This window comes from Sphingobium sp. AS12 (assembly GCF_019097845.1).
Lineage (GTDB): Bacteria > Pseudomonadota > Alphaproteobacteria > Sphingomonadales > Sphingomonadaceae > Sphingobium.
Window position 1 is genome coordinate 25,581 of sequence record NZ_JAHRGM010000021.1, and the last position, 14,475, is coordinate 40,055.

A 14,475-nucleotide genomic window follows, 5' to 3' on the forward strand; every position below is an offset into this window, starting at 1 on the left:
ATCACTGCAATGATACAGAATGCTACATTGGAACGTCCAACCACTGGACAGAGCGCCTCCGTTGAACAGACGCATAGTTTGACACAGACGCTATACCGCGAAGCGCGGATGCTCGACGAAGAAAATTACGTCGATTGGGTCAAGCTGCTGGCCGACGATTTGCTTTACCATATGCCTGGCATCGAGACTCGCTATCGCCGTGACAAAACAGACCAGGTCAAGGACTTGACCAGGATGGCCTATTATAATGATAATCTTACCGAAATTAAGAAACGTCTCTCTCGATTGGAAACAGGTACTGCCTGGTCCGAGGATCCCGCCACGCGTTATACTCACATCATTACAAATGTTGAGGTAGAACTGACCGCAATACCCGGCGAGTACCAGGTTTTCTCCAACTTCTATGCATATCGCAATCGTAATGAACGCGAGGAAGACTCGCTGATCGGCAACCGTATCGATATCTGGCGTGAAGTAGAAAATAGTTTTCAGTTAGTGATGCGTCGTATCATTCTAAAGCATAATGTTCTCCTCAGTAAAAATCTTAACATCTTTCTCTAATCAGCCTATAGCTTACGGTATTAAGCAAGCTGTGCTGGTCGCCGTTAACAAAATTGATGATGACGGGATGATTTCTGACCGCCCGATTCATTCCTTTGGTCTGAATTGTTTGCTGTCTTTCGGATGGAGAGATGAAATGGACGCACTGCGATATTATCTGGTGCCTATGGTTACACTCGCGGCCATCGCCGGATTTGTCCTTGGCGGGCCATTTGTGTGGCTCGGCATTGGTACATTCCCTGTGCTCATGCTGCTGGACATCGCCTTGCCTAGTGATCGCAAGATGCGCGTGCGCGGCATATCGGCCGCTGCGGATTTCGCTATCTACTTGCATTTTCCGCTGATGATTGCGCTCTATCTCGCTTTTGCCTACTCTGTTGAATCAGGCTCCAACCTAATTTGGGGGGCACCGAGTTCATCCTGGCAATTGGCTGGGTCGATCGCCAGCCTTGCCTGGCTATCCTCGGTTCCCACCTTGCCCGTGGCGCACGAACTCATGCACCGTCGGCACTGGTTCCCGCGCGCTCTCGCCAAGGGGCTTAGCGCCTTTTACGGCGACCCCAATCGCGATATCGCGCATATCGTCACCCATCACGTCCACCTAGACACGCAGAAGGATAGCGACACGCCGCCCCGAGGGCAGACGATCTACAGCTTCGTCCTTTCGGCGACGTGGGGTTCTTATCGTGATACTTGGGAAAAACAGGGCGAAATGCTCTCACGCATGGGCTATTCGACGTGGAGCTGGCGCAACGCGATGTGGCTACTCCCAATCCTGCTTGGCACAATTGTTGGCGGGGCAACCTTACTCGCGGGGCCTGTTGCTGGTATCGCCACTGCTGTCGCCATTTTTCTCGCCAAAATGTTGATCGAAGGCTTCAATTACTTCCAGCACTACGGGCTGATCCGGATTGAAGGCGAACCCATCGCCAAGCATCATGCCTGGAACCATCTGGGCATGATCTCCCGTCCGATCGGGGTGGAGATTACAAACCACATCAACCACCACCTCGATGGCCACACACCGTTCTACGAACTCCAACCCGAGTGCGACGCGCCGCAGATGCCGTCATTGTTCCTGTGTTTCCTCTGCGGACTTGTCCCTCCGATCTGGCACCGGTTCATAGCCCAGCCGCGTCTGAAAGACTGGGATACAAGGTTCGCATCGCCCGGCGAGCGCAAGTTGGCAGATGCCGCGAATGCGCAGGCCGGCTGGCCGCAGTGGCTCGCCACTGCATGAAACAGTCCACCCCGCATGGAGACGTACGCGTTTGATTGTCTCTATGTGAACTGAGCGTCATCCTTATGGGATGACGCTCCCTTGTCTTCACCGCACCGCCCTCACTCAACATAGTAGATCCGCTTTATGTTTTCCTTCTTGAAGAAGCCCCCACCCAACAAGGTAATCTTTGCCTCGGAAGCCCGGACACTGCTGGTCGCTCGAGACAAGACGTTGCTCGAAGCCATGCTTACAGAGGGCTTGGCGATGCCTCATGATTGTAAAGTCGGGTCCTGCGGCACGTGCAAGTTCAAGCTTCTTGACGGCAAAATAAGGGAGCTCAGTCCTTCGGCGCTGGCTCTGGAACGTGATGAGTTGCTCGCTGGATACAGGCTAGCCTGTCAAGCGATACCCCGGTCAGACTTGACGATTGCACTCGACGCGCCACTGACGGTCCAGCAAACCGTGGACGACTATCGCGCAACAATCGTGTCAGTTCCTCGGCTTTGCCCTGACATTATCAATCTTACGGTCGAGCTGGACCGGCCGCTTTCCTTCGTCCCTGGTCAGTATGCAGATATTGGTGCGCCGGGTGTGGATGGTCTACGAAGCTATTCGTTCGCTTTCGCTCCCATAGCAGGCTCGACCCGGAACTTGCAATTCCACGTCCGCCATGTCCCGGGCGGCGCGTTCACGGACTGGCTGTTCGCAGATGATCGGGTCGGGGCTTCTTTGACGTTGAGAGCACCCTATGGCGCGTTCCACCTGAAGCAAAGCGCAGCGCCCATTCTGTGCATTGCAGGCGGCAGCGGCCTTGCGCCTATCATCTCCATATTACAGGAAGCACTTGCGCTGGGGGCGACGCGGCCGGTAACGCTTCTTTATGGCGCAAGAACCCGGACCAACCTTTATTGTCTTGATGAAATCGGGAGACTCAAGGCCACCTGGAGGGGGCCATTCGATTTCATCCCGGTGCTTTCTGACGAGGCGGCCGATAGCCCTTGGCAGGGCGCCAGAGGTCCGGTGACCCAGCAGATTGCTGAACTCCCAATTGAGATGCGGTATGAGGCCTATCTTTGCGGACCGCCCGCCATGGTTGACCTCGCGGAAGCAGAATTACTCGAGGCCGGGTTAGCTCCCGATGCGATCTCCGCAGACCGTTTCGTGGACCGCAGCGACGTACGTTAGCCGACATGGTAGGGACCGCTCTCAAGCCCCCTGTCGATCGCGGCTATGGCAGAGGGTGACATCGAAACAAATCAGTTATCGACCCGGATCATCTTTCCAGCCAATTCCTGGACATCCACTTTTTGAGTGTTATCGAGCAGTACGGCAACACGGTTCATAGTAGCAATAACGGACGTATATTGACCGTGGGCATAAAAAGCGTCGATTGGATAAACCACCGTCTTATCGACCGGCGCCCGATGGTAGCTCAGCTGGCCAATCCCATAAATCGCAAGCCCTCCAGCTTCGGCATGCGCCATCATTCGTTCCGCACGATCTCTCGTCAGATTGCCGCCGAATTCCACGAGTTGAGGGGGAGATACCGTTGGGCCTAGATGGGTCGGCTTCCACCTAGCAGCGCCCATGACTCCCGAAATGATGAGAAGATCAGAAAATTGAAATCTCTCAGCCATGGCCGTTTCCCTCCGATGTGCTTGCTATTAACGGCCTTAGGCCAGTTGTATGCTGTTCAACCTTGAGGGCGCTTACCGATGCCGATGCCGCCATCGCTAAGCAGCACCGTTCCGGTCACGTATGAAGAGTCCCGCCGCGAGGCCAAGAGGGCGTACAGACCTGCGTGATCGGCAGGCTCCGCGATCCGCCCAAGCGGGGTCATTTCGGATATCAGGACGTCAAGCCCCGGCATCTGTTCCATTTTCGTGTCTGAAAAACCTCCGGTCATCGCACCGCTGAGCGGGGTGCGTGTCCCGCCCGGCGCAACACCGTTGACCCTGATGTCGGGCGTTAGTTCCCAAGCCAGTTGCTTGACCAGGCCAAGAACGGCGTGTTTCGACGCAACGTACAACGTGCCTCCCCCACCGGTATAGTAGCTCGAAGTCGAGGCGGTGAAAATGATGCTGCCCTTAACCTTCCTGAGTTCAGGAATGGCCGCCCGGGCACCTAGAAAATAGCCTTTCAGATTTACATCAAAGATTTCATCAAAGACCTTAGCAAGCTGTTCGGGCTCCTGCTGCTCTAGCGGCACCATAAAATCCCAGATCCCAACATTTCCGACAAAGACATCAAGCTTTCCGAATGCCCTGACAGTTTCCGCCACGGCGCGGGCATTGTCCGCATAGGACCGCACGTCTCCCACCACCACCACAACCTTGTCGCCGTGGCGCGAACGCACGAGTTTGGCCTGGTCTTCACCCCTGACGAGGACACCTACCCTGGCGCCCTCCTCTATATATCGGGCGACGACCGCTGCCCCGATCCCAGTTGCGCCACCGGTCAGCAACGCCACCTGTCCATCAAGCCTTGCAGACAATGCCTTCTCCTCCACCATTTACGTGTCGATCGGTCAGAAATTACTGATCGAACATACCAGTGCGACCTTCCTGCAGGTTAACCACGACCGATTTGGTCTGGGTGTAATGATTGAGTACTTCATGACTGAATTCACGACCGAAACCACTCTGTTTGTAGCCGCCCAGCGGCATATTTGCCTTAAGATTGTAATAGCGGTTGATCCACACTGTGCCGGTTTCGAGCTTACGCGCCAGGCGGTGCGCACGCATAATGTCGCGGGTCCAGATGCCCCCAGCGAGGCCATAGTTCGTATCGTTGGCCGCCTTCATCATCTCCTCCTCGTCTTTCCAACTGATGACACTGGTGACGGGCCCGAAAATCTCCTCGCGCGCGATGCGCATCGAGTTGTTGACGTTGGTAAAGACCGTCGGCATGATGAAATGCCCATCTGCAAGGCTGGCATTACGGGTGCCGCCAGTCAAAATGGTAGCACCTTCTTCGGTCGCCATATTGAGATAGCTCTCGACCTTGTCCATCTGCATCTTCGACGCCTGCGCGCCGAGTTGCGTCGCGAAATCAAGCGGATCGCCCTGACGAATGCCTTCTAGTGCCACCTTGAACTTGGCCAGGAACTCTTCCTGGATCGTTTCGTGCAGGAAGAGACGCGAACCCGCCAGGCAAACCTCGCCCTTGTTCAGCACGGTGGACATCGTCGCGCTTTCGACCGCAGCATTGATATCGGCATCGGCACAGACGATGTGAGCGGATTTGCCGCCCAATTCCAGCGTCTGCGGGATAATATTGATCGAAGCATACTGCATGATCCGGCGGGCCGTTCCCACCGAACCGGTGAACGCCACCTTACGGACGTCCTCGTGAGTGACAAGCGCCTCGCCAACGTCAGCGCCGTAACCGGTGACCACGTTGATAACGCCCGGCGGCAGAAGATCGGCCATTTCCACGAAGAATTCGATCACTGACAGGCATACCGTCTCTGCAGGTTTGAGCACTACCGTGTTACCCGAAGCAAGGGCGGGGGCAATCTTGCACGCCATCATAAGCATCGGCACGTTCCAGGGGATGATCTGAGCACAGACCCCCAGCGGCTCGCGATGAACGATGCCCACGGCGTCAGGATAATCCATGGTCTGTCCATGAAGGCCATAGGCCGCTCCGGCGAACAGTTCAAATTGGCCGATAGCCTGCGGCATGTCAAAATACATCGATTCGCGGATAGGCTTGCCGTTGTTCAGCGTTTCGAGCGTTGCGTAATGCTGATGCCGTGCCTTAAGCCGCCGGGCGACCTCTATCAGAATATCCTGACGCTCAGCGGGCGAGCTTTCCGACCACTTAGGGAAAGCGCCTTTAGCGGCAGCAACTGCGCGTTCGACATCCTTTGCATTGCCGGCCTGGATCTTGGTAAGGATCTGTCCGGTTGCAGGGTTGACTAGGTCAATTGTCTTACCGCTGTCACCGGCGATCCACTCTCCCCCGATAAAGTGGCCATATTCACTCTTGATTCCGTAGTCGTTTGTGTCGCTCTTCAACTGGGTAGCCATCGCAACTCTCCTTAGAATTTATCCAACTTCGATCAAAAGGTCACTCGCCGGAAACAATCGGCAAGCAAGAGCAAAGCCCGCTTCCCGTTCTGCCTCGGAGACTCTCGCCGTACTCATCTTACCGGTTCGGTAATCGCCATCGACGACCCTGATGCGGCAAATACCACAGCCGCCACCCCGGCAACCTACTCCTATGTCATTCTCTCCGCATCGCTCCATCGCGATTAGAACCCGTTCGTCCGCCGCACAACGGAAGTGCGCTCCGCCCACTATACGAATCTCATAGGGTTCAGGCATCACGCAATGCCGCTTCCGCGGCCTTCGCTGCAAATGATAGCCCACCCACCGCAAAATGTTCCGCTTGCATCTCCCGCAAGATAATCCGCACAGATTCACGGGGCGCAGCAATGGAACTTATCGCTGCCTCGGTAAGTGCGTGAATCAGTCGCTCCTTGTCCTCAGCCGATCGCCCTTCGAGCAGATTTACTTCGATGATCGGCATTTACGCCTCCACCCGGAACATAACAGAACCAAGCCCTTGAATTGTCGTGCGTACAGTCTGGCCCGGCGCGAGCGTTGGCGCGGCGGTAATCCCGCCTGCCATGACAATATCACCTGCCGAAATCCCTTCCCCGCCTTCGGCGACGAGCCGCGCTGCTGCGACGAGCGATCGAAGGGGGTGACCCAGGATGGCGGCGGTCGAACCGACCTCTATCACCTGTCCGTTTATCTCGACTATCACACCCAGATTCGAGAAATCCTTGGTCGGATCATTCCACGGCCCGATTACGAGGCCGGAGGACGAGGTGTTGTCGGCAATCACGTCGGAAAGCGCGAACTTGAAGTTTTCGTAGCGGCTGTCGATGATCTCCATTGCAGGTGCGATGGCTTCGACCGCTGCGAGCGCTTGAGCGGCAGTGACCCGGCCGCAGAGCGGTGCCTTCATCAGGAAGGCCACTTCCGGTTCAACCCGAGGATGAACGAAGCGTGCGCGCGACATCGCCGCACCTTCCTCGATCAGCATCGCATCGGTCAAACGGCCCCAGGCTACTTCATTGACACCGACCTGCAGCATCTTGGCCCTGCTGGTGAGCCCCATCTTGACGCCGATCCGGCGTTCGCCGCGCGCCAAGCGACGATCAACCGAGAGCTTCTGGACCTGATACGCATCAGCCACACTCAGATTCGGATCGCTGGACGTTAACTGTGGTGTAGCGTGGGCACCCAACGCCGCACCATCCAAAGTTTCCGCATATCGTGCAAGTTTATCCATGGCCATCTACCTATGCCGCTCGCGCGGAAACGAGATCGAGCGCGACATCGACGATCATGTCTTCCTGCCCGCCGACCATGCGCCGCTTGCCCAGTTCGATCAGGATCTCGCGGGTATCGAGACCATATTGCCCGGCCGCTTTTTCGGCGTGGCGTAGGAAGCTTGAATAGACGCCGGCGTAACCGAGGCTGAGCGTTTCGCGATCGACCCGGACCGGGCGATCCTGCAACGGGCGGATAATGTCTTCGGCCGCGTCCATCAGCGCCATGACATCGCATCCATGATTCCAGCCCTTGCGGTCAGCGGCGGCAATGAACACCTCAAGCGGCGCGTTGCCCGCCCCCGCTCCCATACCGGCGAGACTAGCGTCAATCCGTACAGCTCCTTCCTGGGCGGCAACGATTGAATTTGCGACACCTAATGAAAGATTGTGATGGGCATGCATACCACGCTGGGTCGTCGGCTTGAGCACGCGATCGTACGCGCGCAACCGATCGCGCACGCCGTCCATGTCGAGCGCACCACCACTGTCCGTCACATAGACGCAGTGCGCGCCATAACTTTCCATCAGCAGTGCTTGCTGGGCCAAAGCTTCGGCGTCTATCATATGGCTCATCATGAGAAAGCCCGAGACGTCCATGCCGAGATCTCGAGCAATGCCGATATGCTGCTTGGCAACGTCCGCTTCGGTGCAATGGGTAGCAACCCGCACAGAGCGAACGCCCAATGTATAAGCGCGACGGAGTTCTTCGACCGTGCCTATGCCCGGCACAAGCAGCGTGGTCAGCACAGCCCGTTTGATCACGTCGGCTGCCGCCTCGATCCATTCCCAATCAGTGTGGGCACCAAACCCATAGTTGAACGAGGTGCCATTGAGGCCATCGCCGTGCGATACTTCGATAGCATCGACACCAGCATCGTCAAGGACCTTGGCGATCGTGCGGACGCTATCGGTGCCGTACATATGAAGTATGGCGTGCATGCCGTCACGAAGGGTGACGTCCTGTATGTAAAGCTTGTCGGTTTCGGGATCGAAAGTCATGATGCCGCCTTCTCAAGGTGTTTCTGGGCAAGCCTTTCACCGGCTGCTTTGGCAGCGGCGGTCATGATGTCGAGGTTACCCGAATATTTGGGCAGGTAATCGCCCGCACCCTCGACTTCGAGAAAAACGCTGGTCTTCAGACCAGCGAACTCGCCATAGCCGGGAATTTTCAGCGGCTGATTAGAGCCGAACCGCTCGAACTGCACTTCCTGCTTGAGACGATAGCCGGGAACATAGGACTGAACGGTCGCCACCATGTCCTGCACAGACTGGCGGATCTTGTCCTCATCGACTTGATCAGTCAGCGTGAAGATCGTGTCGCGCATGATCATCGGCGGTTCGGCGGGATTGAGAATGATAATCGCACGCCCGCGGCTCGCACCGCCGACGACTTCGATCGCCTTCGCCGTTGTCCGGGTAAATTCGTCGATATTGGCTCGCGTACCCGGTCCCGCCGAGCGCGACGAAACCGATGCGACAATCTCAGCATAATGAACTGGGCTCACGCGCGACACCGCCGCGACGATCGGGATAGTCGCCTGGCCTCCGCAGGTAACCATGTTCACGTTGCGAACATGGTCATCCAGCGCGCTATCGACCGGTGGCACGAAAAACGGCCCCAGCGCAGCAGGTGTCAGGTCGACGACCAGCTTGCCGTCCTTTTGCAGAGCGGCGTCGTGCTCCTTGTGAGCGTAAGCCGAGGTAGCATCAAAGACGATGCCAATTTCTGGATAGACTGGAAGCTTGCGTAGCCCCTCGATGCCATCGTGCGTAGTCGTCACTCCTCGCTCGCGGGCCATAGCGAGACCCTCTGAAGCCGGGTCGATGCCAACCACTACGGCGAGTTCGAGCCTGTCCGAACCTTTCAGCAACTTGATCATCAGATCAGTACCAATATTTCCCGAGCCGATGATCGCACACTTCATCTTTGCCATATGCTTGTTTCTCTTCCAATCTTCAGACGGCGTCGGCGGCGAAGGCCGCCCGTACCGTTCCGACTCCGTTAATTCTTGCTTCCACAACATCGCCGCGGCTCACCCCCGCCATGGGCCCGAGTGCGCCCGACAGGATCACGTCGCCTTCGAGCAACGGACGCCCGACGCGCGCCATGACCCGCGCCAGCCACAACGATGCGGTGATCGGGCTGCCCAGGCAGGCGATGCCTGCCCCGACTGAAACAGGCTCACTCTTGATCTCCATGACCATTCCGCACTCGCGCAAGTCGAGCGCCTCGAGTTTGCGCGGGACGGCTCCCAGCACAAACAGGCCGCTGGAGGCATTATCGGCCACAGTATCCCAGATGCGAATGTCCCAGTTGGCTACACGGCTATCGACGATCTCGATCGCCGGCACGACATATTCCACCGCTCGGATCATTTCGGCAGTCGTAAGGTCCGGATAGAGAAGGTCGCGGCCGATGACGATGGCGATCTCCGCCTCAACCTTGGGTTGAATGACCTGATTAAGTGAGATCGGTATGCCCTCGGGAACGTCCATATCGGCAAACAGCATACCGTAATCGGGCTGATCGACACCAAGCTGCCTTTGGACCGCAAGCGAAGTAAGGCCGATCTTGCGGCCAACCAGCCTTCGACCGCTGTCGAGATAGTGTCGCGTATTGACCTCCTGCACGGCATAGGCCGCATCAACGCCACCGGCCGATATGAGATCGCGTACCGGCGTTACGGGCGTTCCGCTTATCGCTGCGCCGCGCAACAATTCGGCGGCTTGTTGAATGACCTGAGGGTCTATCGTGCTTTCCATGTTCATGATCTCAAAGCTTCAGGCAGATATTTGCGGTTTCAGTGTAGAATTCGAGGCTATGGACGCCCCCCTCCCGGCCGATCCCGGATTGACCCGATCCGCCAAATGCCGTGCGCAAATCGCGCAGGAACCAGCAGTTGACCCAGCACACGCCCACGCGCATGGTCGCAGCCACCCGGTGCGCGCGCGAGACATTCTCGGTCCATACCGTCGCGCACAGACCATAAGCGGTGTCGTTGGCCAGTGCGGTGACCTCATCCTCCGTGTCGAACGGAATAACCCCGCAGCATGGTCCGAAGATTTCTTCGCGCATCACGGTGCTGTCGTGCGCAAGGCCGGTCCATAATGTTGGCTCGATATAGAAGCCGTCCGCGTGCTCTCCATCGATCTTGGGGATCCCGCCGCCGACCACGACCGTTGCCCCTTCTTCTATCGCTTTCGCGTAATAGTTGAGGACCTTGTCTCGGTGCTCCGCGCTGATCAGCGGGCCAAGATAGGCCGGATCGCCGATGGCGCCGGGTCTAAACGCCTCTGCGGCCCGCGCCATCCGCCGGACAAATTCGTCGTATAGCGGACGTTCGACATAGACCCTCTCCGTGCCAAGGCAGACCTGGCCGGTGTTGAGGAAGACCGAGCGCGAAAGTCCCTCGATTGCCTTGTCGAGATCGGCGTCGGCAAAGACGATCGCCGCATTCTTTCCGCCGAGCTCGAAAGAAACGTCCCGGACCCCGACAGCGGCCTTCTGCATGATCGCCTGGCCAGTTCCGGTCTCGCCGGTGAAGGTAATTGCGTCGACATCCTTGTGTGAAGTCAGATATTCCCCAGCCGAACCCGCGCCGAAACCATGGACGACATTGAACACACCCTCGGGCATCCCGACTGCATTCATCACCTCGCCCAAGAGGGTCGCGGTCCTGGGCGTCTCTTCCGACGGCTTGACCACCACCGTATTACCGCAGGCCAGAGCGGGTCCGACCTTCCAAGTCATAAGCAGCAATGGAAAATTCCACGGGCATATCACCGCGATCACGCCCTTGGGCTTGCGCACGGCATAGTTGATCGCCTGCCCGCCATCAGGCGTCGGCGTGTTGAACGATTCAGTCGGCATGGTCGCAACGACATCGGCGAACATGCGAAAATTCGCGGCGCCGCGAGGAATGTCGATGTGCGAGGCAATGTGACGCGGTTTGCCCGTGTCGGCTACCTCGGCCTCGAGAAAGTCGTCCGAACGACGCTCGATCTCCGTGGCTACGGCACTAATCAGTTTAAGCCGTTCGGCCGTCGTCATACTGCCCCACGGACCATTGAGCGCTGCCTTTGCCGCCGCGACAGCGTCGGCCACGTCAGCTTCGCTCGCTTCATGAACCGTGCCAATCTCCCGGCCGGTCGCCGGGTTAACGTTGACAAACGTCTTGCCATCCCCGCCCTCGCGATATGAACCCGCGATGAAATTAAGAATGGTGTCGGTCACGGATCTAGACATATTGCTGTTCATCTGCTTACTTCGTTCCAATCTTATCTGCATGTGCAGACTTCTTAGTGCTGTCGCCCGCCGATCGCTGACAAGCCGGCGTTCGCACATGCAATATCGAGTTCTTCAGACCCACCCGAGACGCCGATTGCGCCGACGAATTCGCCGTCGATTACGATCGGCAGTCCTCCGCCGAACATTACAATTCCCGGTTGAATCGCCAGACCGGTGCTCAGAGCTGGATTGCCCGCTACCATCTGGTACACTTCAAGGGTCGAAACCCTGAAGCTGGCAGCGGTATAAGCCTTGTCCTGAGCGATCTGCGACGAGGGGAATGGTGCGCCGCTCGCGCGCAGCATTGCCACCAAATCGCCCCCTCCCCCGATGACTGCGGCAACGACCGCGCAGCCGGCTTCCTGTCCCTTGGCAACCGAAGCCGAAACCGCTTGAGCGGCAAGGGCGTGTCCGATTGTCCGGATGGTCACCAGGCCGTCCATGGTCAGGTATTGACCGTCATGAAGCGGTCGTTCAGTGCCTTTTCATAATAGAAGATCGCCTTGCCGGCATTCTCGGCCTGCCACATGCGGCGTGGGTTGTCCGGATAGTAGAAATAACCGCCGCTGAACGTCTCGTTGCGATTGCCGGACGGGTCGAAGAAATAGATCGTCTGGCCGCGGGTGATACCATGGCGCGTCGGCCCGATATCGAGCGAGATATCGTAACGGCTGATAATGTCAGCTGCGTGCCCGACGTCATGCCAGGATTCAAGGCAGAAAGAGGTGTGGTGAATACGGCCGTCTTCCGGATATCCCAGAAAAGCGACGTCGTGGGCCTTGTTGCTGCACGACAGGAATATTCCGAGGCGTTGACCGGAGGCTTCGTCGACCAATTCCTCGGTTACTGAGAAGTCCAGAGCTTCGACGAAAATCTTGGCGCTTGCTGAAATGTCCACGCCGTTGAGTGCGCAATGATCAAAACGCGTCGCGCGCATTCCTCGCGGTTCGGCAATCCAGACATCGGGATTTCGGACTGCAGGTCCGGTTTCGGACAGCTCCATTTCCGCAAAAAGGTCGAACATATGTCCGGTTGGCGTATTGAAACGGATCTTCCGCCCAACCCCGGGTTCCTCACCGGCCGGAATGACATCGACATGCACGCCCGCATCGAGCAGGCGCTCGGCAAAATGATCCAAGTCCGAATCCTTCGCGACCTTGAACCCCATTCTGTCCAGACCGGCCGAATCCGCCTCGCGCAGGATGATGCTGTGGCGGTCAAACTCATCGAAAGCCTGGAAAAAGGCGCGACCGCCTTCAACGCTGACGAGATTGAGACCGATCCGGTCGCGATAATGAAGGATGGACTCTTCAAGGTCCAGAACCCGCAACTGCACATATCCAGGGCGGAGTACACCGGTCAAAGCCATTCTAGTTCTCCTAGTCCAATCAGGCCTTCAGGCCGTTGGTGAAAAATTCAGACACAATTCGATTGAAACTGGCCATCCGTTCGATCTGGACCCAATGGCCGCACTCGCCGAACACCTGCAAGTCGGCGCGGGGCAGCAGATTTGCCATGCGCACACTCGAGTCCAACGGAATGACCTGATCGAAACGACCGTGCAGGATCAGTGTCTCATGCTTCAACGCGGCAATATCTTCTTCGCGGCTTGCCAACATCGCTACATTGCGCTGACGGTCTTCGCCGCCAAAGGTCGCGTGATAGGGCTCATGCGCGTCCGGTCGCGCGCTCGCTTCGTACCGGGACTGGATCAGGTCTTCCGTCAGCCTGCTCTGATCCCAAGCCAGAAACTTTAGAGAAGAGCGCATGGCCTCTACCGATGGTTCATAGCCCCAGACTTGATCCAGTGCCGGTGTGATCGGAAAATTAATGCCCGCCGGCCCCATTAGCACAGCCCGTTCCACGCGATCTGGATGGGCGATCATGAAAGCGAGGGTAATACCGCCGCCGAACGAGTTGCCGACCATTGACACCTTGTCGATACCCATTTCGTCAAGCAAGGTGACTAACTGGCTGACCCAGACCTGCTTGTCTTCGATCCTGCCCTTGGAATCGGAATAGCCGAACCCAAACATATCCGGTGCGATAACGCGGAAACGCTTGGCAAGTTCAGGCATGTTTAGCCGCCAATTAGCCCAAGCGGTTACTCCGGGACCGGATCCGTGGATCAGCAGAACCGGAGCGCCCTCTCCCACATCATGATAGTTGGTTACACTGCCATCGACAACCAGCGACGTGCCGATCTCGGGGCGCGCGACATCTTTCATTACGGCCACCTTAGCTCTCCCAATCTATCATTTTCTACACTCCTGCGCCGCTATTTTCTGTCGCTAAAATGGGAAATGCATTGCTTAGAACGCTTCAAACGACTTACTCATTATTGCACTAAAGAGAACGCATTTGCAAATGGGGAATGCATGTCGCGGATTATGTGCCTGCGAGACGCATTTTGCGAAGGCTCAGTCCAATCCCTCAGCTTTGAACGCGGCCCCCACTGCGGGACGCTGACCGATCTTGCCGGAATAAGCGCCAAGCGCGGGATAGCCGGACATATCGATCCCCACATATCGCGTCCATCCCAGCATCACGAACAGGTAAATATCCGCAACGCTGAACGCATTGCCGGCGTAATAATCTCGACCGGTTAGCTCCTTTTCGAGCAGAGAAAGGTGATTCTGGACCGATACTGCTGCTGCCGCCTTGAGATCGTCAGACGTTCCGGGAGCAAATAGGGGCACAAAGGCCTTGTGGAATTCAGAGCTTAGGAAGTTGAGACGGCTCAAAAACTGATAGCGCTCAAGGCTCCCCTCGCTTGGTGCCAGCCCAGATAACGGACTCTGATCAGCGACATAAAGCAAAATAGCCGGATTTTCCGTCAAAATTTGGCCACTGTCCAAGACAAGGGCCGGGACTTTCCCGGAGGAATTGACCATCAAAAAATTGTCGCCTGCGTCGGTCTTGCGGGTGGCGAGATCGACCTTTACCGCTTCAAAATCCGCACCAATTTCGAGAAGGGCAATATGTGGAGCGAGCGAGCAGGCACCGGGGCTGATGAACAACTGCATTGTGGTTCTCCTCTTGCATCTTTCAGTA

At 57.1% G+C, this 14,475-nt stretch carries 17 protein-coding genes; 3 read left to right on the forward strand and 14 right to left on the reverse strand.

Annotated elements, in window-relative coordinates; all coding sequences use genetic code 11:
- The first annotated feature begins 27 nt into the window (after positions 1 to 27).
- The 3 genes from KRZ98_RS08090 to KRZ98_RS08100 all read left to right on the forward strand — a co-directional run bounded on the left by KRZ98_RS08090 (position 28) and on the right by KRZ98_RS08100 (position 2,968).
- The gene (locus KRZ98_RS08090) at positions 28 to 561 is read left to right on the forward strand and encodes a 3-phenylpropionate/cinnamic acid dioxygenase subunit beta (protein WP_254798201.1); all 534 of its coding nucleotides are present in this window, start codon (positions 28 to 30) and stop codon (positions 559 to 561) included.
- Positions 562 to 592: 31 nt separating this feature from the next.
- Positions 593 to 1,801 carry an alkane 1-monooxygenase gene (locus KRZ98_RS08095; protein WP_275542513.1) on the forward strand — a complete coding sequence of 403 codons (1,209 nt, stop codon included), beginning with the start codon at positions 593 to 595 and terminating at the stop codon, positions 1,799 to 1,801.
- 126 nt (positions 1,802 to 1,927) lie between these two features.
- Positions 1,928 to 2,968 carry a 2Fe-2S iron-sulfur cluster binding domain-containing protein gene (locus KRZ98_RS08100; protein ID WP_217673112.1) on the forward strand — a complete coding sequence of 347 codons (1,041 nt, stop codon included), beginning with the start codon at positions 1,928 to 1,930 and terminating at the stop codon, positions 2,966 to 2,968.
- A gap of 71 nt (positions 2,969 to 3,039) precedes the next feature.
- On the opposite strand, the gene KRZ98_RS08105 is transcribed toward KRZ98_RS08100, so the two are convergent.
- From KRZ98_RS08105 to gstA, 14 genes are all read right to left on the reverse strand, one after another.
- Positions 3,040 to 3,420, reverse strand: a complete 381-nt coding sequence (locus KRZ98_RS08105) for a hypothetical protein (protein ID WP_096063845.1) — start codon at positions 3,418 to 3,420, stop codon at positions 3,040 to 3,042.
- Positions 3,421 to 3,476: 56 nt separating this feature from the next.
- The gene (hcaB, locus tag KRZ98_RS08110) at positions 3,477 to 4,295 is read right to left on the reverse strand and encodes a 3-(cis-5,6-dihydroxycyclohexa-1,3-dien-1-yl)propanoate dehydrogenase (protein ID WP_239018997.1); all 819 of its coding nucleotides are present in this window, start codon (positions 4,293 to 4,295) and stop codon (positions 3,477 to 3,479) included.
- A 22-nt stretch (positions 4,296 to 4,317) separates the two neighbouring features.
- On the reverse strand, positions 4,318 to 5,817 hold the full coding sequence (locus KRZ98_RS08115; RefSeq protein ID WP_119748693.1) for an aldehyde dehydrogenase: 1,500 nt from the start codon (positions 5,815 to 5,817) through the stop codon (positions 4,318 to 4,320).
- Positions 5,818 to 5,835: 18 nt separating this feature from the next.
- Complete coding sequence (locus tag KRZ98_RS08120) at positions 5,836 to 6,114, reverse strand: 2Fe-2S iron-sulfur cluster-binding protein (RefSeq protein ID WP_088189927.1); 279 nt, start codon at positions 6,112 to 6,114, stop codon at positions 5,836 to 5,838.
- A complete protein-coding gene (locus tag KRZ98_RS08125; protein ID WP_088189928.1) occupies positions 6,107 to 6,319 on the reverse strand; it encodes a 2-hydroxymuconate tautomerase in 213 nt (70 codons plus the stop codon). Before KRZ98_RS08125 ends, KRZ98_RS08120 begins: the two co-directional genes overlap by 8 nt.
- Entirely contained in the window at positions 6,320 to 7,090 is a 771-nt protein-coding gene (locus tag KRZ98_RS08130) for a 2-keto-4-pentenoate hydratase (protein ID WP_088189972.1), read from the reverse strand. It abuts the gene before it with no gap.
- A gap of 10 nt (positions 7,091 to 7,100) precedes the next feature.
- Positions 7,101 to 8,132 carry a 4-hydroxy-2-oxovalerate aldolase gene (dmpG, locus tag KRZ98_RS08135; protein ID WP_088189929.1) on the reverse strand — a complete coding sequence of 344 codons (1,032 nt, stop codon included), beginning with the start codon at positions 8,130 to 8,132 and terminating at the stop codon, positions 7,101 to 7,103.
- Positions 8,129 to 9,067, reverse strand: a complete 939-nt coding sequence (locus KRZ98_RS08140) for an acetaldehyde dehydrogenase (acetylating) (RefSeq protein WP_088189930.1) — start codon at positions 9,065 to 9,067, stop codon at positions 8,129 to 8,131. The genes dmpG and KRZ98_RS08140 overlap by 4 nt, the downstream gene beginning before the upstream one ends.
- A gap of 22 nt (positions 9,068 to 9,089) precedes the next feature.
- Positions 9,090 to 9,902 carry a 2-keto-4-pentenoate hydratase gene (locus tag KRZ98_RS08145; protein ID WP_088189931.1) on the reverse strand — a complete coding sequence of 271 codons (813 nt, stop codon included), beginning with the start codon at positions 9,900 to 9,902 and terminating at the stop codon, positions 9,090 to 9,092.
- A 4-nt stretch (positions 9,903 to 9,906) separates the two neighbouring features.
- A complete protein-coding gene (locus KRZ98_RS08150; protein ID WP_088189932.1) occupies positions 9,907 to 11,391 on the reverse strand; it encodes a 2-hydroxymuconic semialdehyde dehydrogenase in 1,485 nt (494 codons plus the stop codon).
- Between the two features lie 41 nt (positions 11,392 to 11,432).
- Positions 11,433 to 11,864: a heme-binding protein gene (locus KRZ98_RS08155; protein WP_088189933.1), complete on the reverse strand. Its 432-nt coding sequence runs from the start codon at positions 11,862 to 11,864 to the stop codon at positions 11,433 to 11,435.
- 2 nt (positions 11,865 to 11,866) lie between these two features.
- Entirely contained in the window at positions 11,867 to 12,790 is a 924-nt protein-coding gene (locus tag KRZ98_RS08160) for a catechol 2,3-dioxygenase (protein WP_088189934.1), read from the reverse strand.
- A 19-nt stretch (positions 12,791 to 12,809) separates the two neighbouring features.
- Positions 12,810 to 13,649, reverse strand: coding sequence for an alpha/beta fold hydrolase (locus KRZ98_RS08165; RefSeq protein WP_088189935.1), 840 nt, complete (start codon positions 13,647 to 13,649; stop codon positions 12,810 to 12,812).
- Between the two features lie 192 nt (positions 13,650 to 13,841).
- The gene (gstA, locus tag KRZ98_RS08170) at positions 13,842 to 14,447 is read right to left on the reverse strand and encodes a glutathione transferase GstA (protein WP_088189936.1); all 606 of its coding nucleotides are present in this window, start codon (positions 14,445 to 14,447) and stop codon (positions 13,842 to 13,844) included.
- Between the last annotated feature and the right edge of the window lie 28 nt (positions 14,448 to 14,475).

Bases quoted from the DNA above. Each gene is read 5' to 3' on its own strand.
- KRZ98_RS08100 (WP_217673112.1), top strand. From the start codon at position 1,928: ATGTTTTCCTTCTTGAAGAAGCCCCCACCCAACAAGGTAATCTTTGCC.
- KRZ98_RS08105 (WP_096063845.1), bottom strand. From the start codon at position 3,420: ATGGCTGAGAGATTTCAATTTTCTGATCTTCTCATCATTTCGGGAGTC.
- hcaB (WP_239018997.1), bottom strand. From the start codon at position 4,295: ATGGTGGAGGAGAAGGCATTGTCTGCAAGGCTTGATGGACAGGTGGCG.
- KRZ98_RS08115 (WP_119748693.1), bottom strand. From the start codon at position 5,817: ATGGCTACCCAGTTGAAGAGCGACACAAACGACTACGGAATCAAGAGT.
- KRZ98_RS08120 (WP_088189927.1), bottom strand. From the start codon at position 6,114: ATGCCTGAACCCTATGAGATTCGTATAGTGGGCGGAGCGCACTTCCGT.
- KRZ98_RS08125 (WP_088189928.1), bottom strand. From the start codon at position 6,319: ATGCCGATCATCGAAGTAAATCTGCTCGAAGGGCGATCGGCTGAGGAC.
- KRZ98_RS08130 (WP_088189972.1), bottom strand. From the start codon at position 7,090: ATGGATAAACTTGCACGATATGCGGAAACTTTGGATGGTGCGGCGTTG.
- dmpG (WP_088189929.1), bottom strand. From the start codon at position 8,132: ATGACTTTCGATCCCGAAACCGACAAGCTTTACATACAGGACGTCACC.
- KRZ98_RS08140 (WP_088189930.1), bottom strand. From the start codon at position 9,067: ATGGCAAAGATGAAGTGTGCGATCATCGGCTCGGGAAATATTGGTACT.
- KRZ98_RS08145 (WP_088189931.1), bottom strand. From the start codon at position 9,902: ATGAACATGGAAAGCACGATAGACCCTCAGGTCATTCAACAAGCCGCC.
- KRZ98_RS08150 (WP_088189932.1), bottom strand. From the start codon at position 11,391: ATGAACAGCAATATGTCTAGATCCGTGACCGACACCATTCTTAATTTC.
- KRZ98_RS08155 (WP_088189933.1), bottom strand. From the start codon at position 11,864: ATGGACGGCCTGGTGACCATCCGGACAATCGGACACGCCCTTGCCGCT.
- KRZ98_RS08160 (WP_088189934.1), bottom strand. From the start codon at position 12,790: ATGGCTTTGACCGGTGTACTCCGCCCTGGATATGTGCAGTTGCGGGTT.
- KRZ98_RS08165 (WP_088189935.1), bottom strand. From the start codon at position 13,649: ATGAAAGATGTCGCGCGCCCCGAGATCGGCACGTCGCTGGTTGTCGAT.
- gstA (WP_088189936.1), bottom strand. From the start codon at position 14,447: ATGCAGTTGTTCATCAGCCCCGGTGCCTGCTCGCTCGCTCCACATATT.